Annotated in this window: 19 protein-coding genes; 8 read left to right on the plus strand and 11 right to left on the minus strand. The window is 69.5% G+C overall.

Translation table 11 applies throughout. The features are described from left to right. Positions 1-13: 13 nt before the first annotated feature. The gene (locus GGR04_RS09825; protein ID WP_183199699.1) at positions 14-976 is read right to left on the minus strand and encodes a metallophosphoesterase family protein; all 963 of its coding nucleotides are present in this window, start codon (positions 974-976) and stop codon (positions 14-16) included. 45 nt (positions 977-1,021) lie between these two features. Between GGR04_RS09825 and GGR04_RS09830 the strand changes: the two genes are divergently transcribed. Next, on the plus strand, positions 1,022-1,486 hold the full coding sequence (locus tag GGR04_RS09830) for an NUDIX domain-containing protein (protein ID WP_281383077.1): 465 nt from the start codon (positions 1,022-1,024) through the stop codon (positions 1,484-1,486). Between the two features lie 9 nt (positions 1,487-1,495). On the opposite strand, the gene GGR04_RS09835 is transcribed toward GGR04_RS09830, so the two are convergent. Further along, positions 1,496-2,476 (minus strand): glutathione S-transferase family protein, encoded by a 981-nt coding sequence (locus GGR04_RS09835; RefSeq protein WP_183199700.1) that lies wholly within the window; start codon positions 2,474-2,476, stop codon positions 1,496-1,498. Between the two features lie 323 nt (positions 2,477-2,799). Here GGR04_RS09835 and GGR04_RS09840 point away from each other — a divergent pair, with 323 nt between their 5' ends. Beyond that, positions 2,800-3,312, plus strand: coding sequence for a GNAT family N-acetyltransferase (locus tag GGR04_RS09840; protein WP_183199701.1), 513 nt, complete (start codon positions 2,800-2,802; stop codon positions 3,310-3,312). Between the two features lie 59 nt (positions 3,313-3,371). Here the strand turns inward: GGR04_RS09840 and GGR04_RS09845 are convergent, their stop codons facing one another. The 5 genes from GGR04_RS09845 to GGR04_RS09865 all read right to left on the minus strand — a co-directional run bounded on the left by GGR04_RS09845 (position 3,372) and on the right by GGR04_RS09865 (position 11,357). Beyond that, a complete protein-coding gene (locus tag GGR04_RS09845) occupies positions 3,372-4,388 on the minus strand; it encodes a patatin-like phospholipase family protein (RefSeq protein ID WP_183199702.1) in 1,017 nt (338 codons plus the stop codon). Positions 4,389-4,467: 79 nt separating this feature from the next. Beyond that, positions 4,468-6,543 carry a hypothetical protein gene (locus GGR04_RS09850; RefSeq protein ID WP_183199703.1) on the minus strand — a complete coding sequence of 692 codons (2,076 nt, stop codon included), beginning with the start codon at positions 6,541-6,543 and terminating at the stop codon, positions 4,468-4,470. A 4-nt stretch (positions 6,544-6,547) separates the two neighbouring features. Further along, positions 6,548-9,427 (minus strand): DUF4159 domain-containing protein, encoded by a 2,880-nt coding sequence (locus GGR04_RS09855; protein ID WP_183199704.1) that lies wholly within the window; start codon positions 9,425-9,427, stop codon positions 6,548-6,550. Continuing rightward, a complete protein-coding gene (locus GGR04_RS09860) occupies positions 9,427-10,341 on the minus strand; it encodes a DUF58 domain-containing protein (RefSeq protein ID WP_183199705.1) in 915 nt (304 codons plus the stop codon). Before GGR04_RS09860 ends, GGR04_RS09855 begins: the two co-directional genes overlap by 1 nt. A gap of 5 nt (positions 10,342-10,346) precedes the next feature. Then, positions 10,347-11,357 carry an AAA family ATPase gene (locus tag GGR04_RS09865; RefSeq protein ID WP_183199706.1) on the minus strand — a complete coding sequence of 337 codons (1,011 nt, stop codon included), beginning with the start codon at positions 11,355-11,357 and terminating at the stop codon, positions 10,347-10,349. Between the two features lie 201 nt (positions 11,358-11,558). Between GGR04_RS09865 and GGR04_RS09870 the strand changes: the two genes are divergently transcribed. The 3 genes from GGR04_RS09870 to GGR04_RS09880 are packed head-to-tail and all read left to right on the plus strand — an operon-like array spanning position 11,559 to position 14,022. Continuing rightward, a complete protein-coding gene (locus tag GGR04_RS09870) occupies positions 11,559-12,146 on the plus strand; it encodes a DUF1285 domain-containing protein (RefSeq protein ID WP_183199707.1) in 588 nt (195 codons plus the stop codon). A gap of 14 nt (positions 12,147-12,160) precedes the next feature. Then, positions 12,161-12,775 (plus strand): CoA pyrophosphatase, encoded by a 615-nt coding sequence (locus GGR04_RS09875; protein ID WP_246393090.1) that lies wholly within the window; start codon positions 12,161-12,163, stop codon positions 12,773-12,775. Further along, positions 12,769-14,022 (plus strand): CCA tRNA nucleotidyltransferase, encoded by a 1,254-nt coding sequence (locus GGR04_RS09880; RefSeq protein WP_183199709.1) that lies wholly within the window; start codon positions 12,769-12,771, stop codon positions 14,020-14,022. The genes GGR04_RS09875 and GGR04_RS09880 overlap by 7 nt, the downstream gene beginning before the upstream one ends. Before the next feature lie 45 nt (positions 14,023-14,067). Here the strand turns inward: GGR04_RS09880 and GGR04_RS23945 are convergent, their stop codons facing one another. Together GGR04_RS23945 and hemF are read right to left on the minus strand one after the other, a co-directional pair. Next, a complete protein-coding gene (locus GGR04_RS23945; protein WP_246393092.1) occupies positions 14,068-14,400 on the minus strand; it encodes a DUF1059 domain-containing protein in 333 nt (110 codons plus the stop codon). Between the two features lie 42 nt (positions 14,401-14,442). Next, positions 14,443-15,348: an oxygen-dependent coproporphyrinogen oxidase gene (gene hemF / locus GGR04_RS09890; protein ID WP_183199710.1), complete on the minus strand. Its 906-nt coding sequence runs from the start codon at positions 15,346-15,348 to the stop codon at positions 14,443-14,445. Positions 15,349-15,575: 227 nt separating this feature from the next. On the opposite strand from hemF, the gene GGR04_RS09895 reads away from it, so the two are divergent. Then, on the plus strand, positions 15,576-15,830 hold the full coding sequence (locus tag GGR04_RS09895) for a hypothetical protein (protein WP_183199711.1): 255 nt from the start codon (positions 15,576-15,578) through the stop codon (positions 15,828-15,830). A gap of 48 nt (positions 15,831-15,878) precedes the next feature. Here GGR04_RS09895 and GGR04_RS09900 read toward each other — a convergent pair whose 3' ends face one another. Beyond that, the gene (locus GGR04_RS09900; RefSeq protein ID WP_183199712.1) at positions 15,879-16,784 is read right to left on the minus strand and encodes a glycosyltransferase family 2 protein; all 906 of its coding nucleotides are present in this window, start codon (positions 16,782-16,784) and stop codon (positions 15,879-15,881) included. 409 nt (positions 16,785-17,193) lie between these two features. On the opposite strand from GGR04_RS09900, the gene GGR04_RS09905 reads away from it, so the two are divergent. Together GGR04_RS09905 and GGR04_RS09910 are read left to right on the plus strand one after the other, a co-directional pair. Next, positions 17,194-18,654 (plus strand): hypothetical protein, encoded by a 1,461-nt coding sequence (locus GGR04_RS09905; RefSeq protein ID WP_183199713.1) that lies wholly within the window; start codon positions 17,194-17,196, stop codon positions 18,652-18,654. Between the two features lie 196 nt (positions 18,655-18,850). Further along, positions 18,851-20,059: a polysaccharide biosynthesis/export family protein gene (locus GGR04_RS09910; RefSeq protein ID WP_183199714.1), complete on the plus strand. Its 1,209-nt coding sequence runs from the start codon at positions 18,851-18,853 to the stop codon at positions 20,057-20,059. Between the two features lie 48 nt (positions 20,060-20,107). Here the strand turns inward: GGR04_RS09910 and GGR04_RS09915 are convergent, their stop codons facing one another. After that, positions 20,108-21,037 carry a glycosyltransferase family 2 protein gene (locus GGR04_RS09915; RefSeq protein WP_183199715.1) on the minus strand — a complete coding sequence of 310 codons (930 nt, stop codon included), beginning with the start codon at positions 21,035-21,037 and terminating at the stop codon, positions 20,108-20,110. Positions 21,038-21,061 lie beyond the last annotated feature (24 nt).

The following is a 21,061-nucleotide window of genomic DNA, read 5'->3' on the forward strand; positions in this document are numbered from 1 at the left end:
GACGGCGGCTCGGTCAGGGCGAGACCGCTGCCGGCGCCGCGTCCACCCTAGGGCTGGCATCGACCGCCGTCCCGTTCGCGAGGAGGCGGCGCTCGCGGATCCAGCCGATGCCGGACCCGTCGGCCGCGTGTCCACGCTCGCGCTGGGTCAGCGACCAGCGTCCGGGCTCGCCTTCGATCTCGAACAGGTTGTAGCGCGAGGCCGGCTTGCTGCCGCCGGCGTTCTGGCTGGCCGAGGGCACGCCGACCACCGGCACCTTTTCGCCGTCCGGTCCGCTCAGCCAGTAGAGCGTGTCGAGATGCGTGTGGCCGTGCAGCACGAGCTCGGCGCCGACGTCGTGGATGACCTTCGAGAAGAACTGCTTGCCGATGAGGCGCTTCGACCAGGCGGCGGCGCCTGCGATCGGCGGATGATGGATCATCACCACCCGGAACAAGCCTTTCGCCTTCGCCTCGGCCAGCAGCTTGGCGGTGGCGAGCGCTTGGCCGCGCTTGAACGTGCCGGTGGCGAAGAAGGGCACGGTGGCCTCGGCGCTGGACGTGCCGACGATCGCGACGTTGCCGCGAACGCGCAGATACGGGAAGTGCCGACCCGCAATGCTGCGGCCGCCGTCGCCGATGAGATAAGGGTGCCATTCGCGATAGGCGCGGGCGAGTGCTCCCGGCACGTAGGCGTCGTGATTGCCGGGTACGAGCGACACCAGCGCGGGATCGCCGAGATCCTCGAGCCAGATGCGGGCGCCGGCGATCTCGGTCTTCGTCGCGAGATTGACGAGGTCGCCGGTGACGGCGACATGGTCGGGATGCTGCGCCTTCATGTCGGCCACGAGGCGCAGCAGCGTATCGCCGAACATGGCGCGCTTCCGGTTGCGCTGCCAGTTGATGTAACCCGTGATCCGCTTCGAAGCGAGCTCCCGATAGGAGAGTTCGGGAAGCGGCCCGAGATGGATGTCGGAGAGATGTGCGAGGCGAAACATGAGGGCTGAACTAGCCGGCCCGCCGCGATTGGGAAGGGCCGAGCGTTGAAGCCGTCCGCCACCAGACTCCTGTCGAAGGGTCTGCGCGCCGTTGCCCTGTTGCGCCGCCCGATGACGCTCGGCGTGCGCGTCGCGGCGTTCGACACGGCGGGGCGGATCTTCCTCGTGCGCCATGCCTGGCGGCCCGGATGGTATCTGCCCGGCGGCGGCGTCGACCCCGGCGAAACCGCGGAGGCGGCGGCTCACCGCGAGGCGCAGGAAGAAGGACGTCTGACGCTCGGCCCCGCGCTCACGCTCGTCGCGATCTACTACAATCGCCGTCAGGGCCGTGATCACGTCGTGCTCTATCGCAGCGACGACGCCGTGCAGACCGCGTCCCGGCCGGCCGATCGGGAGATCGCGGAGGCGAAATTCTTCCCCCTCAATCGGCTTCCCGACGGCGTGACCCCGGCGACGGTGCGACGCCTCGCAGAACTCGGCGGCGAGCGCCCGATCGCAGCCGACTGGTAGGCTCCGAGTTCAGCCGAGCCGGTCTCGGCCGTGCGGAACGGCGAGATCCTGCTCCGGCCCGAGCGGCACGATGCGGGTCGGATTGATGGTGCCGTGGCTCTCGTAATAGTGGTGCTTGATGTGGTGGAAATCCGTCGTCTCGGCGACGCCGGGCCACTGGTAGAGTTCGCGCATGTAGGCGGACAGGTTCGGATAGTCGGCGATTCGCTGCCGGTTGCACTTGAAGTGGCCGACATAGACGGGATCGAAGCGGATGAGCGTCGTGAACAGGCGCCAGTCGGCTTCGGTGACGCGCGAGCCGACGAGATAGCGCTGACGGCCGAGCCGCGCCTCCAACTCGTCCAGCGTCTCGAACAGCGTGTGGAACGGCTTCTCATAGGCGCCCTGCGTCGTCGCGAAGCCGCACTTGTAGACACCGTTGTTGACGGCCTCGTAGACGAGATCGTTCACCGCATCGATCTCGGCCTTCAGCTCCACCGGGCAGAAATCCTCGCGGTTGCCGGTGATGCCGTCGAAGGCGCCGTTGAACATGCGTAGGATCTCGGACGATTCGTTGCTGACGATCGTTCCCTCCTTCTTGTCCCAGAGGACGGGCACCGTGACGCGGCCGGTGTAGTGCGGATCGGCCTTCAGATAGACCTCGTAGAGCTTCAACGCCCCGTTCACGCTGTCGGGGATCGTGCCCTGCCGGTCGGAGAACTCCCAGCCGTTCTCGCCCATGAACCAGTCCACCACCGACAGCCCGACGAGATCTTCGAGGCCCTTCAGCCGGCGTAGGATCAGCGTCCGGTGGGCCCAAGGGCAGGCGAGCGAGACGTAGAGATGGTAGCGCCGGGCCTCGGCCGGCACGGCCTCCTGGCCCTCCGGGCCGGAGCGGCCGTCCGCCGTCACCCAGCGCCGGAAGCTCGTCGTCGTGCGCTGGAACGCGCCGCCGGAGGATTTCGTGTCGTACCACTGGTCCTGCCACTTGCCGTCGACCAAAAGGCCCATCGCTTCCTCCATCCGCTTCCTGTCGCCCCAGCATAAGGCAAGGGGCCCGGCGCCGTTCCCGCCGCCGCGACGACGCATCGTCACCGCGGCGGCATCCGATCGTGCCACGGTTCGCGCTGGACGGACGCTAGACACAATGCTATCGACGCCCGCCGGTCTCGTGCCGGCACCCCGAAGCGATGGGATCCCCGAGACGATGGCCCTCCTGCGACGACGACGCGCCGTATCGGCCTCGGCCGCCCGGAACCGCCATTCCGCCGCCTGACCTCCACGAGGCCTCGGGCGCGCGGATCGAACCGACCCGCGTCTTCAGGACTCGTTCCATGCTTTCCCGCCTTCAGGACAGTGATCTGCGCTTCGTCGCAGAACTGCCGAACCACGCTGCCGTCATCGATCGGATCTGCGCCGAGGCTTTCGGCCCCGGCCGTTTCGTGCGCGCAGCCGAACGCGTGCGTGAAGCCGCGCCGCACGATCCCCGCCTTTCGCTGGTCGCCGTCCTCAATGACGAGGTGGTGGGATCGGTGCGCCAGACGCGCTGCGCCATCGGCACGACGCCCGTGGTCATGCTCGGCCCGCTGGCGGTGCGCCCCGCCTTCAAGCGGCGCGGCATCGGGCGGACGCTTCTGGCAATGGCAGCCGAGGTGGCGGCCGAGGCCGGCGAGCGGGCGATCTTCCTCGTCGGCGACCGCGCCTACTACACGCCCTTCGGCTACCGGCCACTGCCGGTGGGCAGCGTGCGCATGCCCGGCCCGGTCGACGAGACGCGGATTCTTGGGCTGGAACTGGTGGAGGGGTCGCTCGACGGCGTCGGCGGGATGGTGGGTCCGCGCCACTGATCGGTCAGGTGCGCCGACGCGCCCGAACGAAAGACCGCGCTAGCGACGGTGTTCTCCGATCAGGACAGAAGGCCGTAGTTCCCTTCGAGGCTGCTGCGGCGGCCGAGATCGTCTTCGTGGGCCGCCAGCCAGCGCTCGGCGGCCGCGCGGCCGAGATCGCGCAGGTCCGTCAGCTCCGACCAGCGCGTGTCCAGCTTGCCGATCGTGCCGCGCCGCGTCAGCGCGTCGCCGGCCGAGATCATGTGCAGTCGCAGCGACGCGATCCGCCGCAGCACCGGGTTTTCGAGATCCTCGCCCTTGGCGAGGCGCGCGACCTCGGTCAGCATGCGCAGATCCCGCAAGAGCGAGGCGTTGAAGGTGATCTCGTTGACGCGGCCCATGATCTCGGTCGGCTCCTCCGGCACGCCCGCGCGCACGAAGGGCGTCACCTGCACGATGAGGATGTCGGTGGTTCCCCGATCCTCGGCGAAGAAGGGCGTCAGCACGGGATTGCCGAGATAGCCTCCGTCCCAATAGGCGCGGCCGTCGATCTCCACCGCGCGAAAGATGTCGGGCAGGCAGGCGGAGGCGAGGAGCGCGTCGGCCGTCAGTTCCTCTCCGGTGAAGACACGGGCGGTGCCCGACTCGACGTCCGTTGCCGAGATGAACGTGGGCGTCTGCGTCTGCCGGCGCAGGAGATCGAGATCGACGGCGGTCTCCACGACCCGGCGTAGCGCGTTGGCACGGGGCAGCCCGGCCGAGTAGGGCGAGACGAACTGGTTGAAGAACTGGATCCGCTCCAGCGCCCGGTGAAGCAGCGAGCGGGGAAGCGGGAAGAAGGGAATGGAATTGACGGCCGCGCCGAGCGGCGACAAGCGAGAGACCGTCTGCCAGAGGTCGAGAAGCGCGGCGCGGGCCGCCGCCGGCCCCTCCTTCGCAAGGCCGACCGCCAGACTTGCCGCGTTCAATGCCCCGGCGCTCGTGCCGCTGACGGCGGCGATCTCAAGACCGTCCACCTCCAGCAGCCGGTCGAGGACGCCCCAGGTGAAGGCGCCGTGCGCGCCGCCGCCCTGAAGGGCGAGACAGACTCTTGGCATGATCCGCGTCTCCGTTCACCTCCCGATGGTGCCCGTCTCCCGCCCGTCTCGGGAAGGTTCGGCGTGACGGTTCGTTCCCTCAGCGCCCCTCGCGATACCAGGTGGCGGAGATCGCCAGCAGCAGGACGGCGAGCCCGAGGAAGCCGGCGAAGAGCGGCGTGCGCTCGACGCCGCGCAGCACGGTCTCGTCGGTGGTGCGAAGGCCGATCCAGTCGCGGCCCTCGGCATCCGCCCGGCCGGCCACGGGCACGATGCGCGGCACCTCGATGTCGCCGGTCGCGCCGGCCAGGCGCCGCGTGCTGCCGCCCATCGCCTCCGCCAGCGGCTGGAGCTTCGCCTCGGTCGAGATCGCCTCGCGATATTCGCGCGGATTGACCGGCCCGATATTGGCGAGCGCCCGCAGTTCGCCGTTGGCGATCTGGTAGAGGCCGAGTTCGGTGGTCTCCAGCGTGCCCCGCCATTCGCCGGCTCCCTGATCGACCAGCACCAGCTGTGTCGCCTGCCCCGAGGGCGTCACCACCGTCGCGGGGCCGGGATCCTCGCCGATCGTGCGGCGGGTGACCACGAGTTCGCTGCCCGCGCCCTCGGCGTCGAGCGCCTCCTCCTCGAGCTGGGGCTCCTTCATCAGCCAGTGCGCGAGGCGGCGGAAGAGCGGCACGTGCGGGCCGCCGCCCTCGTAGCCGCGCGACCAGAGCCAGCCCTGATCCGACAGCAGCAGCGCGACGCGGCCTTCGCCGGCGCGGTTGAGGACGAGCAGCGGCTTGCCGTCCGGCCCGTTCATCACCGTCTCGCCCTGCACCGGGCCGACGTCGACCGTGCGGAACCAGGGGCTCCAGTTCGGCGGCGAGACCTCCGAGCCCGGCAGGCCGCGCGTCACCGGGTGCTTGCGGCCGAGATCGGAGAGGACGGGCCGGAAGGCACGCTCGTCCACGGCGCCGGTCGGCATCGCCGGCAGGATCGCCGAAAGCGGCGAGTTGGCCACCGAATCCGGCCCGGCATATTCGGGGCCCGACGCGATGAGCATGGCGCCGCCGTTCTCCACGTATTGCGCGATGTAGTCGTAGTAGAGCGTCGGCAGCACGCCGCGACGCTGGTAGCGGTCGAAGATGATGAGGTCGAAATCGTCGATCTTCTCGACGAAGAGCTCGCGCGTCGGGAAGGCGATGAGCGACAGCTCGTTGATCGGCGTGCCGTCCTGCTTCTCGGGCGGGCGCAGAATGGTGAAGTGGACGAGATCCACCGCCGCGTCGGATTTCAAAAGGTTGCGCCAGGTGCGCTCGCCGGCATGCGGCTCGCCCGAGACGAGGAGCACGCGCAGGTTCTCGCGGATGCCGTCGATGACGGCGATGGCGCGGTTGTTGACGGGCGTGATCTCGGTGGGCTCGCGCGCCGCCGAGAGTTCCACGATGTTCTTGCCGGCGCGCGGCAGGGTGATCGACACGTTGGCGTCGCGCCCCGGCACCGCGCTCTGGCGTTCCACGAGATCGCCGTTGAGGAAGATCTGCACGTCCACCGGGTTCTGCGACGCCTTCGGTCCTTCCTCGACCACACGGTAGGTCACGGTCTGCGGCTGGTCCACCAGTCCGAAGCGCGGCGAGGTGACGAGTTCCAGCCGGCGGTCGAACTCGTCGGGCCGGCCCGTCACGAGCCCGTGCACCGGCGCCGAGAATCCGAGTGCGGCGGCGCTGGCGGGAATGTCGTGGACCTGCCCGTCGGTGACCATGATCGCGCCGCCGACGCGCGAGGGCGCGACGTCGCGCAGCGTCGTACCGAGCGCGCCGAAGAGAGCCGTCGTGGCGTCGCCCTCGCCGGTGGATCGCGCCTCGACGGTGCGGACCTCGAACTCGGGATGGCCGGCGAGATCGGCCTGCAGGGCGGCGACGGCGGCGTCGGTCTGGGCGGTGCGCTCGCCGATCGTCTGGCTCTGCGAGCGATCGACGACCAATGCGACGACGCTCTTCAGGGGGGCGCGCTCCTCGCGCAGCACCACGGGGTTGAGGATCGCGAGCAGCAGCGCGGCAATGGCGAGCACCCGCATCACCGAGCCGCGCAGGCGCGCGAAGAGGAGGGCGGCGGCGAGCGCCAGCGCCGGCACCGCGAGGAGAGCGATCCCCGTCCACGAGAAGAAGGGCGAGACGTCGATCGACCAGTTCATCGCGTCACTGCCCCAGCCGTTCGAGGAGCGCGGGCACGTGGACCTGGTCGGCCTTGTAGTTGCCGGTCAGCACGTACATCACGATGTTGACCCCCGCTCGGTAGGCGTATTCGCGCTGCGAGGGATCGGCGGAATCGGTGGGGAAGACGAAGAGCCCGTTTTCGTCCACCGCCCAGGCCGAGGCGAAGTCGTTGGACGTGATGAGGATCGAGGAGACCCCGTCGCCGGCGCTGGCGGAGCGCGCCTCGGCATCGGCCGAGCGCACGAGCGACTCGACCCAGAGATCCCCGCCGGTGTGGCGGCCGGGAAAGCCGTCCATGATGTAGAAGGCCTTGGTCAGCACGTGGTCGGCCGGCACCGGCTCCAGCGGCGGAATGTCGAGATCGACGAGGATATCGCGCAGCCGGCGCTGGCCGGGCGAGACGGCGCCGCTGTTCAGATCGCCGCTCATCGCGTCGCCCTCGACGTCGAAGAGGACGGTGCCGCCCTGTTTCATGTAGGCGTCCACCCGGCTGATCGCCGCGGCCGTCGGCATCGGCGCGGAGGCATGCACCGGCCAGTAGAGGATGGGGAAGAAGGAGAGCTCGTCCTCGGCGATGTCGACGCCGAGCGGGTCGCCCGGTTCCAGTGCGGTCTTCGAAGCGATGTATTGCGAGAGCCCGTGGAGCCCCTCGCGCGAGATCTCGTCGGTGGCCGCGTCGCCGGTCTCGACATAAGCGAAATGCGTCGTCTCGGTGGCTGCGATGGCGCGGGCGGTGTCGATGTTCTCCAGCCCATCGGTCGCGGCCGTGGGAGAGGACACGGGCGGCGTCGGAACCTGCGCCTCGGCGCGGGGCGGGGCGGCAAAGGCGAGAAGCACAGCGGCGAGCGCGACGGCCGGCAGGGCTGAAGCGGTGCGCCGGCGCGTCAGCGTGCGGGCCGCGCGGCCGAAGACGCCGTTCAGCCAGAGCAGCGCCAAGGCGTCCAGTGCGAAGAGGGCGATCGCGGCGGCGAAGAGCCAGGGCGTCAGGTCGGTGGCGTCCGCCGTGCCGTAGGCGCGCGAGACGCTGGGGATGCCGAGATCGAAGGCTTCGAGCGGGCGGAGCGTCGCGTCGGCGGCGAGAAGGTTCAAGGCGCGATATCCATCGGATGTCCCGTAGAGGCCCGGCGGGTTCTCTGGCGTCACGGCGGGCGTGGCGCCGGCGGCGACGGTGAGCGGCTTCACGTCGACGCCGGGCGGGGTGAGGCGGCCGGCGCCGTCCATGATGCGGTAGGGCGGCAGGATCTGCGTGCCCGTCTCGTCCGCCGTGGTGGCGGAGGCGCGCGACAGGGTGACGACGCGCCGGAGCATGTCGACGAAGGCGCCGGAGATCGGCAGGTTCGACCAGGTGGCCTCGGCGGTGGTGTGGAAGAGCACGATGCTGCCGGCGCCGCGCGCGGCGGCGGTGACGATCGGCGTGCCGTCGCGAAGGCTCGCCCAAGTGTGGTCGGCGAGATCGGCCGAGGGCTCGGCGAGGATCTGGCGCGCCACGGTCACGTCGTCGGGGATGGCGATGCCGGCGAAGGGGCTCGCCGGCGCGATCGGCGCCACGGTCTGCGGCTCCGACCACGAGAGCGCCCCGCCGAGCTGGCGCTCGCCGCCGCGAAGCCGCACCGGGACCAGCGTGTCCTCGGCCGTCGAGGCGGCGAGACGCGGGCCGGCGAAGCGCAACAGCGTGCCGCCGCGCTCCACGAAACCGGCGAGGGCGTCCGTCGCGGCCGGCGGCATGACGCCGATGTCGGCGAGCACGATCACCGAGGGGCGCTGCTCGACGAGCGCGGGAATGGCGGTGGCGAGATCGGCGCTTCCGGCACGCACGAGATCGGCGAAGGGCTCCAACGCACGGGTGATGTAGTAGAGCGGCGAAAGCAGCGGCTGCGCGAGATCGGCGGCCTCGCCCGAGACGAGCCCGACCTTGCGCCGCTGGAAGCTGTCGTCGACGAGGCGCACGGCGGCGGCGTCCGCCGCCCCGTCGCGCTCGATCCGCGCGATGTCGTTGCGCAGCTCCACCGGCACCGCGAAGCGCGCCTCGCCCTTCGAGGCCCCGGCCGCGAAGACCAGCGGCGCGCGGCCGATCTCGCGCTCCTGCACGTCGAGCGCGCGTAGAACCACGCTCGCCGACGCGGCCTCGCCCTCGGCGCGCACGCCTTGGATGACGAGGGCGTCGGTGGCGTTTTGGGCGCCGGTCAAACCGACGAGGCCGGCCACCGATGGCGCGTAAAGGATCGACTGCGCGGGCTGCAGTGCGCGCAACGCCGCGGCAGCCGCGCTCGTGCCGGCGGTGTCGAGCCCGTCCGACAGAAGGGCGACGCTGGCACCGGGTGTGCCCTGCAGGACACCAGCGAGGCGGGTGGCGGCTGCGAGGCGGTCGGTCGGGATGGGCCGCGGCTCGGCGGCTGCGAGGCGCTCCAGCGCCGTCGCCGGTTCCACCGGCGCGGGATCGTTGGCGGCGCCCTCTGCCGTCAGCAGCAGCGAGACGGGGCGGCCGGCCTGTCCGGCCTCGCGCACGAGGCTCTCGGCGGCGCCGCGCTGCGCCGGCCAGCCGCGGGCGCTGGCCCAGCCGTTGTCGAGCACCACCACCACCGGCCCGTCGCCGGTCAGCGCGCTCTCGCGCGGGTTGAGGATCGGCGCGGCCAGCGCCAGGATGACGAGCGCGGCGAGCGCAAGGCGCAGCAGCGTCAGCCACCACGGGCTCTTGGCGGGCGTCTCCTCGCGCTTCACCACGCGCTCGAGGATGCGCAGCGGCGGGAAGGTCTCGCTCTGCGGACGCGGCGGGGTGAGGCGCAGCAGCCACCAGATGGCGGGCAGCACGGCGAGCGCCGCCAGCACCAGCGGCGCGCCGAAGGACAGGGCGAGGCCGCCCATCAGGCGCGCGCTCCCGCGGCCTGCGGCAGGCCGCTGAGGCGCCCGTGCACGGCGATCAGCGGCTCGGAGGTCCACCGGTCCGTGGCATGGAAGACGTGGCTCCAGCCGAGATGCCGGCAATGGTCGGCGAGAAGCGTGCGGCGGGCGTCGAACAGGGTGCGGTATTCCTCGCGGATGGCCTCGGCCCGGCCGGCTGTCAGCTTGGCGCCGGTCTCGGGATCTCGAAACTCCGTCCGCCCATGATAGGGGAAGCTGACCTCGGCGGGATCGGCGATCTGCACGAGATGGCCGCGAACGCCACGCTTGGCAGCGGCGTCGATGCGATCGACGATCTCCTCGATCGGATCGAGGAAGTCGCCGACGAGCACGACTTCGGAGAAGCGCCGGAAGCGCTCGATGTCGGGAAAGCCGGCCGGGGGACGGCTGGTCATCAGGGCGCCGGCGATGCGCTCCGAGGCGTTGCGCGCCGAGACGGGATCGAGCACGCCGGGATAGCCGACCCGCTCGCCCGAGCGCGACAGGAGTTCGGCGAGCGCCAGCACGATCACCAGCGCCCGGCTCTCCTTCGAGACGAGGCCGTCGTTCGACTGGAACAGCATGGAGGGCGAGGGGTCGGCCCAGAGCCAGACGGTCTGGGCGGCCTCCCACTCGCGGTCGCGCAGATAGACGTTGTCGTCGCGCGCCGAACGGCGCCAGTCGATCCGCGACACCGGCTCGCCGTCGACGAAGGGGCGGAACTGCCAGAAGTTCTCGCCCGCGCCGCGCCTGCGGCGGCCGTGCCAGCCGGTGGTGACGGTGGCGACGACGCGGCGCGCCTCGACGAGGAGATCGGGCAGCAGCGCGGCGCGCTGGCGGGCGCGCAGCAGCGCCTCGTGGCCGGTGGTGGGCTCGGAGACGCGCCCGAGGGTCGCCATCGCGCTCAGCCGACCGAGCGGGTCAGGGAGGCCACGACGTCGCGAACGCCCGTGCCCTCGGCGCGGGCGGCGAAGTTCAGCGCCATGCGATGCTGCATGATGGGCTCGGCCAGCGCCCGCACGTCGTCGATCGAGGGCGCGAGGCGCCCTTCGTAAAGCGCGCGGGCGCGCACGCAGGTCATCAGCGACTGGCTGGCGCGCGGGCCCGGCCCCCAGGCGATGTGCGCGTCGGCCTCCTTCGAGCCGTGGCCGGGGCGCGCCGAGCGCACGAGCGCGAGAATCGCTTCCACCACCGTCTCGGGCACCGGCATGCGGCGCACCAGCATCTGGATCTCTCGCAACCGCTCGGCCGACATCACCGGGGCGGCCTTCTCTTCGGCGACGCCGGTGGTGGCGAGGAGGATCTTCCGCTCGGCGTCGAGCGTCGGGTAGTGCACGTCGACCTGCATCAGGAAGCGGTCGAGCTGGGCCTCGGGCAGGGGGTAGGTGCCCTCCTGCTCCAGCGGGTTCTGCGTCGCCAGCACGTGGAACGGGGCGGGCAGGTCGTGCCGCTCGCCGGCGACGGTGACGTGATATTCCTGCATCGCCTGAAGCAGGGCCGATTGCGTGCGCGGCGAGGCGCGGTTGATTTCGTCGGCCATCAGCAGCTGCGCGAAGACGGGGCCGCGCACGAAGCGGAACGAGCGCCGGCCGCCGGCATCCTGGTCCATCACCTCGGTGCCGACGATGTCGGAGGGCATGAGATCGGGCGTGAACTGGACGCGCTTGGCGTCGAGCCCGAGCACCACGCCGAGCGTCTCCACGAGCTTGGTCTTGGCGAGGCCGGGCACGCCGACGAGCAGCGCGTGGCCGCCGGCCATGATGGCGACGAGCACCTGCTCGACCACGCTCTCCTGCCCGAAGATCACCCGGCCGACGGCTTCCCGCGCGGCTGCGATGTCGGCGAGCGCCGTCTCGGCCTGGGCCACCATCGCCTTCGGGTCGAGAACCGGTTCGGTGGGTGCGAGAATCGTCATCCTGCGGTCTTCCTGCTGGGGGATCGCGGCATCGCCGACGTCGCCGGGAACCATTGGACCGGCTGGCCCGTCGTCTGGCAAGCACGTGGCGCGCAACTATTTCGTGACGGGCAAGGCCGGCCAAAATAAGACCGCCGGGGCCGGCGCCGGGCCCGGTGGCGACGCCCTGCCACGGCTCGCGCGGATATGAGAGGAGACAGGATGCCACAGGGCGGAAACGATCAGATCGACCGCGACGGGTCGGGCGTCTCCCTCGAAGCGCTCGCCTCGCGGGCCGAGCGGGCGGGCGTCGGCGCTCCGCCGGTGGAGCGATGGAACCCCACGCATTGCGGCGAGATCGACATGCTCGTCGATGCCGACGGCCGCTGGTTCCACGAGGGAACGCCAATCGAGCGCGAGGCCCTGGTGCGCCTGTTCTCCAGCATTCTGCGCCGCGAGGCCGATGGCAGCTTCGTGCTCGTCACCCCTGCCGAGAAGATGACGATCCGCGTGGAGGACGCGCCCTTCGTGGCGGTGGAGTTGAGCGTCGCGGGCGAGGGGGCGAACCAGGTCGTGAGCTTCCGCACCAACTTGGGCGATCTCGTCGCGGCCGGTCCCGATCATCCGCTGCGCTTTGCCGAGGGCGGCGAGGGCTTTCGCCCCTACCTCACCGTGCGCGGCGGACTGGAGGCGCGGCTGACGCGCTCGCTGGCCTACGATCTGGCGGGGCTCGTCGAGGAGACGGCGGAAGGCCTGCGCCTGCGCTCGAACGGCGCGAACTTCGCGGTTCCCTCCGCATCGGGCGCATGAGCGGGCAGGCCGGAATGTTCGACGTCGCGGATCTGCGCCATCGGCTCGATGCGCGGGGCGCGGCGCTCTTCGAGCCCGACGACGGCGACCATCGGCTCAACCCCGAGCTGGAGGCGACGATCGGCGAGGCCGCGACCCGCGAGGCCGCCGTTCTGGTCGGGATCGTGGACCGCGAGGCGGGGGCGAGCGTGCTCCTCACCACGCGCGCGGCGGGCCTGCGGACGCATTCCGGCCAGATCGCCTTTCCTGGCGGCGCGGTCGATCCCGGCGACTCTGGCGTCGAGGCGGCGGCGCTGCGCGAGGCGCAGGAGGAGGTCGGTCTGGACCCCCGGTTCGTGGAGGTGCTGGGCCTCCTGCCGCGCTACCGCACCACCACGGGCTTCGCGATCACGCCGGTGCTGGCGATCGTCCAGCCCGGTTTCTCGCTGCGGCCCAACCCCACCGAGGTGGACGACGTGTTCGAGGTGCCGCTCGCCTTCCTCATGGACGAGGCCCACCACGCCCGTGACAGCCGCGTCTGGAAGGGCCATATCCGGCACTTCTACACGATGCCGTTCGGCGAACGGCACATCTGGGGCGTCACCGCCGGCATCCTGCGAACGCTCTACGAAAGGCTCTACGCATGGTGACCCGCATCGAGGCGGAATGGCTCCGCGATCCCCTCCTCCAGTCGCTGCTCTCCGCACTTTCGGCGGGCGGCGAAGAGGCGCGGGTGGTCGGCGGCGCGGTCCGCAACACGCTGATGGGACTGGCCATCACCGACATCGACGTGGCCACGACGACGCTGCCGACCGAGACGGTGCGGCGCATTGAGGCGGCGGGCTTTCGCGCCGTGCCGACCGGCATCGAGCATGGCACCGTCACGGCCGTGCGCGAAGGGCGCGCGTTCGAGGTGACGACGCTGCGGCGCGACGTCGAGACCGACGGCCGCCACGCCAAGGTCGCCTTCGGGCGTGACTGGAAGGCCGACGCCGAACGCCGCGACTTCACGATCAACGCGCTGACCTGCGATGCGACGGGCGAGGTCCACGACCTCGTCGGCGGCGTCGCCGATCTCGAGGCCGGCGTGCTGCGCTTCATCGGCCAAGCCGAAGACCGGATCACGGAGGACACGCTCCGCATCCTGCGCTTCTTCCGGTTCTTCGCCTGGTACGGCCGGGGGCGGCCGGACGGCGAGGGGCTTCGCGCCGCCACGCGGCTGAAGGCGGGCGTCACGCAGCTTTCGCCCGAGCGCGTCTGGGCCGAGCTGCGCAAGCTGCTCGCCGCCCCCGATCCGTCACGCGCGCTTCTGTGGATGCGCCAGACCAGCGTTCTCTCGCTCGTTCTGCCCGAAAGCGAGAAATGGGGGATCGACGCCATCCATGGGTTGATGCAGGCGGAAGCCGCCCACGGCATCGCGGCCGATCCCATCCTGCGGCTGGAGGCGATCGTGCCGCCAGATGCCGATCGCATGGGGGAACTCGCCCGGCGGCTTCGCCTGTCGAATGCCGATCGCGACCGGCTGGTGGCTTGGGCGCGCGAGCGCGAACCGCTTGGCGACGAGAGCGATGCGAGCTTCGCCGCGCGACTCTATTTCGGCGACCGCGGAGCCATCGCGGATCGTCTAGCCCTCGGGCTCGCGCAACTTCAGCCCAAGCTCGCCGCCGATCCCGACAATCTGGCGACCGCAGCGCTATGGGGGCGTCGCCTCAAGGAGACCCGCGGCTTTTCCGCTCCGGCCTTCCCGCTGTCGGGTCACGATCTCACGGAGCGCGGCATCGCGGCGGGGCCGGATCTCGGCCGGCATCTCCTGCGGCTCAAGACCGCGTGGGCGCAGAGCGGTTTCGTGATGGGGCGCGAGGCGCTTCTGGCGATGCTCGACGAGCGTCCGGCATAAAAAAGGCGGGCCTCGGCCCGCCTCGTCTTCTGTATCATTCAACGATCAGTGACGAACGGCGTCCGCCTCGTGCAGACGGTCGCGGAACGAGTCCATCATACCGGCAGTGATCGTCTGCACACCGAGTTGCTTGGCCTGCGAGACAGCTCGGCGGATGACCTCGGCTTTCGACTCCGCGCGGATGACGCGCTTGCAGCCCGGAATGACGTCGGCACAATCCAGTTCATACATGGCAAGACCTCCCTTGATGGTATTCCCAAGGGAAGAGATCGCCAGTTTCTCACCTGAATCAAGTGCTTTGCTTGGCAAATCATCAGACGGCAAAACTGATTGTCGGAAGGCTTGCCGGATCGCGAACGAAAGATCGTTCAGCCTCAAGTGGCTGGCTCATGCGGCGGATGTCTCGCCTTCAGTCGCGGCTCACGGCCATTTGACGACGGGCGGCATCGAGGAGAGGATCGAGTGGACGTTCCCGCCCGTGCGCAAGCCGAAGAGCGTGCCCCGGTCGTAGAGGAGATTGTACTCGACGTAGCGCCCGCGCCGAACGAGTTGCTCCTCACGCTCCTCCTCCGTCCACGAGTGGCCGGCATTCTGGCGCACGAGATGCGGGTAGACGACGAGGAACGCCTTGCCGACGTCCTTGGTGAAGGCGAAGTCGGCGTCCCAGCCGCCCTTCTCCTCGGGCGAATGCAGCCAGTCGTAGAAGATGCCGCCGACGCCGCGCGACTCGTTGCGGTGCGGCAGGAAGAAGTACTCGTCGCACCATTCCTTGTACTTCTCGAAATCGGCCACGGCGTGCCGGTCGCAGACGAACTTGAGGGCGCGATGGAAGGCCTGCGTGTCCGGGTCGGAGGCGATTCGCCGCCGGTCGAGCGTCGGCGTCAGGTCGGCGCCGCCGCCGAACCATTGGCCTGTCGTGACGACCATGCGCGTGTTCATGTGGACGGCGGGCACGTGGGGATTGCGAGGGTGGGCGATCAGCGAGATGCCGGAGGCCCAGAACGAGCGGTCGGCGCCTGCGCCGGGGATCTGCTTGGCGAAATCCTCCGAGAGTTCGCCGTAGACCGTCGAGGTGTGAACGCCGACCTTCTCGAAGACGCGGCCGTGCATCATCGACATGACGCCGCCGCCACCGTCGTTGTCGCGGCTCCAGGGGGTGCGCTCGAAGCGGCCGGCGGGCATGCCGTCCTCGCTGCCGAACTCGTCCTCCAGCGCTTCCAGACCCGTGCAGATGCGGTCTCGCAGGGCCTCGAACCAGATCCGGGCGAGATCCTTCTTCTCGTCGATGTTTTCCGGGAGACCCTGGGGCAGCTCGGGACGTTCCATCTGCAAGTCTTTCTCGCCGTCTCGCGCGGGCGTTCTGCGGACCTTCCCGTCTCGCGTACCAGCAACGCCGGCACGCCGAAAGCACGAGAGCACCCCTGCTGCCCGAGATTCACCATGATTCTCGCGAGCGCCTGTCCGAGACGGCTCGTTTCGACTCGAAACGGCCTGTTTCGACACTATTTCGATTCTATTCGCGACGACGATTCGAGGTCGGAACTGGACCTGCCATGCGGTCTCCTCCCAAACCACCCCTGGATGGGCTGCGTCGGCAGCTTCGTAACCCGCCGTCCGGCCGCCCTGCCTGCGTGGAAAGCTTCGTGCGCGAGACCTTCACGCTGCCGCGGCCGGATGCACGCGTCAAAGCACGGGAGTGGTTCGCACGCTATCCCAAGGCCGGCTACTGGACGCAGGTGGAAAGCTGGCGGCTGCTGCCGAACGGTGACGTCGAATTCACCATGCGCCGCCTGCCGACCGCGGATTGACGGTCGCCGCTCACAATCGCTGGGCGGCCGCGGCCGTCCTTGAGGGCGTCAGTAGTAGGCGTTGAGTGGAAGCCGCAGCGGCTCGCGCATCTTGCCGACATTGACCCAGGACTTCACGAGCATGCGCATGCCGTTCTGGCGGCGGAGGCTCAGAAGGGCGATCGAGGCCGCGAGGGTGAGCATCGCGCGCAGCAGCGAGCCGACGAAGAAGCGCATGCGCGACCAGAGGCCCGGACTCATCTCGCGCCGCGCGAAGGTCTGGCCCTTGCGCAGAGACCGCCGCCACAAGTCCCGCGGCCGGCAGCGGGCGAGCGCGATCTCCTCGTCGATGCGCGCCTCGGGCGCCGAGGCCAGCGTGCCGCCCATCTTCTGGAGGCGCCGAAACAGGTCGGCGTCCTCGCCGCCGGATCGGCCCAGCGCGGGGTCGAAGCGCAGGCCGAGGTCGAAGAAGACGCGGCGCCGCACCAGGCAATTGGCGGTGGAGGCGTAGCGAACCGGCTCGCCGGTCGGTCCCGGCGACTTGGTGAACGGATCGCCCCAGACGATGAAGCGATTGGCGCCTTCGGGATAATGGGCCGTCACCGGCCCGAACACCGCATCGGCGCCGGATGCGTTCAACGCACGCACGAGGGCGTGCAGCCAGTCCGGCCCGACCCATTCGTCGTCGTCGACGAAGGCGAGGGTTTCGCCCCTTGCATGCTCCACCGTCAGATTGCGCGCGACCGAAATGTTGCGCGTCCCGGATGCGACGATCACAACTTCGGGATGCAGGAGCCCTTTGGAGCGAAGAATGCCGGCAACGCGATCCTCGCCGCTATCGTCCGCGATCACGATCTCGAACGGAAGGCCCAGCTGCCGCGCCGACGCATGAACGGTGGCGACGGTTCGCGCGAGCGTCGCCCGCCCGATGCTGGCGATCAGGATGCTGATCTGGATGCGGGAGCTGGCCGGCAAAGGCGGGTACTTTCCGAGCAAGAGCGTCGCAGCTTCCCTACCACCCGCGCCGGAACGATAGAAGCATCCGGCAGGACGCTGAGCCGATTTAACACCAGTGTTAAAGCCATAAGGCAAGCGATCTATTCCCGTCGTCGGACACCGCGCCATATCGGCGAACGACCAGTCCCCAACCGGGTGGTCCCGATCACGACATCGCGATATGCAACGGCTCAATCGGTCCACTTCCATCTCTTCTCGTCGAGGGTGCCTGCCCGGGCTCGACCTCGACTCTCTATCAATCGGAGGTGCTGCAATCCTTCCCACCCGCCGTGATACGATCCGATGGGCTGCGGCCGGACTCCTGAGCGCGAGCTGGGGTGAAACGGCAGAGGCACGCCCGACTCGCGTCGATGCCGTCTCGCCCCTGATGTTCGCATCCACGCGTCTTCATCCTCCGATCCGATCCTACCTCGCCCAGACCCCCGACAGCGCCGGACGCCTTTCGCAGATCGCGTTTTCGACGCCGGACTATCCGATCACCGGACTGCGTCTCGCCTTCGTCAACTGGTTCTGCCTCAGCGGCACCCGGCGGCCGGCCGAATTCGACGTCGAGAACGAACTGGAGATCGAAGGGGTAGCGCTTCGATGGGGCGCAGAGTCGCGGCGGTTGCGGTTTGGCGGACGGGATAGGGTCAGCCTGCCGCCCGGCGGCGTCGCGCTGTCCGATCCGATCGAAGGGACGATCGCGGCCTGGAGCGACGTCACCGTGCGCACGTTCGACCGCGTCGCGCTCGGCGGCAGCCGGCCGGGCGGTCTCGTGCGACAGGCGTTCCGCGGCGAAGCCTGCGAACTCGTCGGCGGGGATCTCGACCTGCGCCGGCTCGCCGAAGGCGACGTCGAACACAACGTCTCGGACGGGGGCCTCTACGGTCCCTGCCTGGCGGTCGGGGAGGGATGGGATGGGCGCGCCGTCGTCCTGTCGGTCGGCGACAGCATTTCCTTCGGCCAGGAGGATGGCGGCCCGACCGCCGATGCGCGTGGCAATTTCGGCTATGTCGCGCGGGGCCTCGATACCCGCGACGGCCTGTCTCTACCCTATGCGCAACTGGCGGTGCCGGCCTCGGCACCGAGCGAGGTGTCGTCGCAAGATGTTGGCCACTTCCGGCGGCGCTTCGAGCTTCTCTCCGCAGTGCGCCGGCTCGGCGGCCGCTGGCCCTTCACCCACATCCTCTCGGAACACGGCGTCAACGACAGTTACGCCTCGAAGGACTGGCGCAGTCTGCAGGGCATCATGCAGGACTGGTGGGATTTCCTCGACCGCTCCTTCGACCACGCGCCGATCGTCCAGACCACCTACACGCCGCGAAGCCTTTCGCCCGGACCGGACGCGTTCACGACGCTCGCCGCGCAATCTCCCGCTCAGAACAATGCCTTTCCGGATGGGAATCGCTGGAGGGTGGCGGACTGGATCCGCACGCGGCCCGCGCCGCTCGCGGGCGTCGTCGACATGCAGCCGTTTTTCGGCAATCGCGCGCAGCCCGATCTCTGGCGGCTGCGCGACTACCGCTCGGTACTGGTCGCCGACGCCGAGATGGGCGCACGATCGCTGCTCCTGGCGAATGCACCGGAGCCGGGCGAGCTTTTTCTGATCGAGCCGGGAACGCCCCGATCCGACCGGGGCGTCGGCGTCCTCAACGTCGTCGGCGTCGCGCGCGAGGGAGCGAGCTACCGCGTCTCGCTGTCTGGCTCGACTGCGCAGGTGCATAGAGCCGGCGCCGGAGTGGCGGCTATGGCGACGCGCGACGGCAGCCATCCCTCGCCACTCGTCCACCGACAGGCTGCGGCGGCGATCGTGACGGCAAAGCGCGAAGGCATCTTCCAGACCTGATCGAGGGCCGTTTCGCAAGGAGCGTGTCGTGGGCGCGGCACCTGCAATCGGCGCGTGCGCGCAGTGCAGCATTCGTGTCGATCCAGCAACCATCTTCGCTCGAACGTCCGGTCCTTGCGGGATCGGTCATCGCTCCCCGGCGGTTTGTGCCGTACGGAACAGAAAGATGCGCAGACTATCAGGGAGACTTCGATTTATGTGGACCAGAGGTCTTCGCTCGGGCGGCACCCTGATTGCGGTTCTAGGCGTTTCCGCCTGCACCACGCTGCCGCGATCCGGCCCCGACGACAAGGCGATCCGGCAGGAAGCGGCCTTCCACATCCAGGGTCCGAAGGCGGGCAATCCGCTTCTGGACTATGCGCTCGTCGATCTCACGCCCAACGTCCTGTCCTACTTCCCGCAGAAGCCGGCCACGTCGCTGAGCGCCGGGTTCGGATCGAAGCGAAGCGGACCACCGTCGGTGTCGCTCGGCGTCGGCGACGTCGTCGAGGTCAGCATCTTCGAATCGGCGGCCGGCGGTCTGTTCGTGCCCGCCGATGCCGGCAGCCGGCCCGGCAACTACGTGACGCTGCCGCGCCAGACCATCGATACCGGCGGAAACTTGTCGGTGCCTTACGCCGGCCGAATCCGCGCGGCGGGCCGCTCGATGGCGCAGGTGCAGGCCGACATCGAACGCCGGCTGGCCGACCGCGCGATCGAACCGCAGGTCGTGCTCAATCTCGTGGAGAGCCGCTCCAGCCAGATCTCCGTGCTCGGCGACGTCAACTCGCCGGCCAAGTTCGAGACGACGCCGAACGGCGACCGCGTGCTCGACGCGATCTCGCGGGCCGGGGGCATCACGGCGTCGGGGGCCGAGAGCTACATCACGCTGCAGCGCAACGGCACCTCGGCGACGGTGCTGTTCAACACGCTGCTCGAAAAGCCGGAGGAGAACATCTACCTCTATCCCGGCGACACGATCTTCGTGAACCGCGAGCGGCGCACCTTCCTGGCGCTCGGCGCGTCCGGCCTCACGGGGCGCATCGACTTCGAGGAGTCGAACATCACGCTGGCCGAGGCGGTCGGCAAGTCGGGCGGTCTCCTCGACGCCTCCGCCGATCCCGGCCAGGTCTTCGTCTACCGTCTCGTCGATCCCGCCATTCTGGCGCGGATGGGCATCCCCGTCGATTTCAAGGCGGGAACGGGCTATCCCGTGATCTTCCGCTCCAACATGCGCGATCCCTCGGCCTATTTCCTGGCTCAGAGCTTCCCGATGCAGGACAAGGACATTCTCTACGTCTCGAACGCCGACGCGGTGGAACTGACGAAAGTGTTCAACATCGTGGCGTCGGCGACGTCGACCGTGTCGGGCACGGCGACCGACGTCGTTCTGACGAGCAATCCGTCGCGCGCCTTCCGGAAGTAGCGGAAGGACCGGCCCTCGCCCTCTACGGCAGGGGAGCCCCGCGATCGGTCAGGACCGCTTTTCGCGGCGCTTCCAGCGAAAATGGTCGAACGGAAGCTTGAGATAGGGACCGGGAATGTAGATCGGCGCCGTCCACGGGAAATGGCGCAGCAGAAACGCGGCTCGCGAGCGCAGCGGCAGCGCCAGGGGATGCTGCATCTGCCGATAGCGCTGCATCAGCGTCAGCCCCGATCCGCCCCAGCGCAGCCGGTTCGAGACGTTGGCGGCGCAGAACCCGACATAGCCGGGCGCCAGCCAGAGGCCCGCGCCGCGCTTGCGGGCGCTGAGGCCATAGTCCCAGTCTCCGAGCGTGTGCTGGTAGACGTCCGGGATGTTGCCCAACTGGTCGGCGAGTTCGCGCGGAAACAGCAGCATGTTGGCGTTCATCAGGTCGCAGGACAGCGGCTCGTCGGGGCTCGGCAGCACCATGCGGAACGGCTGCGGGAAGCGGCGGTTCTTCAGGCGGAACCCGCCATAGCTCGGCTGCTTCGTCTGCGGATCGAGCATCGCGCCGCTGATCATGTGCGATCCGCCGAGGCGAGCGTGCAATTCGTCGTGGGTGGCGACGAGCCGTGCCACGGCGTCCGGCTTGGCGACGACGTCGTCGTTCATCCAGATGTAGAAGTCGTGTCCGCGCTCCAGCGCCGCGCCGTACGCGACGCGCATGCCGCCGGCCCACCAAAGGTCGCCTGCGCTCCCGAAGAGGTGGACATGAGGATAGCGCTCGCGCACCGCGTCCGGCGTGCCGTCGGTGCTGGCGTCGTCGAGGAGGTAGATCTCAATGCGGAGTTCAGGTGGCAGCGTTTGAGCGCCCAGACTTTCGAGGCAGGCCAGCGTCTTCTCACGCCGGTTGAAGGCGGCGATGCACACGGCCACGGTTCGAGGCGGTGTCGCGCCCGACGCTCGGTCGTCGGTCTGCGGCGTGCTGGCGTCGGTCATGTCGTTCTCGCAGGCTCGTTGCGC

It is taken from the genome of Aureimonas pseudogalii (genome assembly GCF_014196835.1).
Taxonomy (GTDB): Bacteria; Pseudomonadota; Alphaproteobacteria; order Rhizobiales; family Rhizobiaceae; genus Aureimonas; species Aureimonas pseudogalii.

Coding starts and splice junctions, on each gene's coding strand:
- GGR04_RS09825 (WP_183199699.1), bottom strand. CDS start 976: ATGTTTCGCCTCGCACATCTCTCCGACATCCATCTCGGGCCGCTTCCC.
- GGR04_RS09835 (WP_183199700.1), bottom strand. CDS start 2,476: ATGGGCCTTTTGGTCGACGGCAAGTGGCAGGACCAGTGGTACGACACG.
- GGR04_RS09840 (WP_183199701.1), top strand. CDS start 2,800: ATGCTTTCCCGCCTTCAGGACAGTGATCTGCGCTTCGTCGCAGAACTG.
- GGR04_RS09845 (WP_183199702.1), bottom strand. CDS start 4,388: ATGCCAAGAGTCTGTCTCGCCCTTCAGGGCGGCGGCGCGCACGGCGCC.
- GGR04_RS09850 (WP_183199703.1), bottom strand. CDS start 6,543: ATGAACTGGTCGATCGACGTCTCGCCCTTCTTCTCGTGGACGGGGATC.
- GGR04_RS09855 (WP_183199704.1), bottom strand. CDS start 9,427: ATGGGCGGCCTCGCCCTGTCCTTCGGCGCGCCGCTGGTGCTGGCGGCG.
- GGR04_RS09860 (WP_183199705.1), bottom strand. CDS start 10,341: ATGGCGACCCTCGGGCGCGTCTCCGAGCCCACCACCGGCCACGAGGCG.
- GGR04_RS09865 (WP_183199706.1), bottom strand. CDS start 11,357: ATGACGATTCTCGCACCCACCGAACCGGTTCTCGACCCGAAGGCGATG.
- GGR04_RS09870 (WP_183199707.1), top strand. CDS start 11,559: ATGCCACAGGGCGGAAACGATCAGATCGACCGCGACGGGTCGGGCGTC.
- GGR04_RS09875 (WP_246393090.1), top strand. CDS start 12,161: ATGTTCGACGTCGCGGATCTGCGCCATCGGCTCGATGCGCGGGGCGCG.
- GGR04_RS09880 (WP_183199709.1), top strand. CDS start 12,769: ATGGTGACCCGCATCGAGGCGGAATGGCTCCGCGATCCCCTCCTCCAG.
- hemF (WP_183199710.1), bottom strand. CDS start 15,348: ATGGAACGTCCCGAGCTGCCCCAGGGTCTCCCGGAAAACATCGACGAG.
- GGR04_RS09895 (WP_183199711.1), top strand. CDS start 15,576: ATGCGGTCTCCTCCCAAACCACCCCTGGATGGGCTGCGTCGGCAGCTT.
- GGR04_RS09905 (WP_183199713.1), top strand. CDS start 17,194: ATGTTCGCATCCACGCGTCTTCATCCTCCGATCCGATCCTACCTCGCC.
- GGR04_RS09910 (WP_183199714.1), top strand. CDS start 18,851: ATGTGGACCAGAGGTCTTCGCTCGGGCGGCACCCTGATTGCGGTTCTA.
- GGR04_RS09915 (WP_183199715.1), bottom strand. CDS start 21,037: ATGACCGACGCCAGCACGCCGCAGACCGACGACCGAGCGTCGGGCGCG.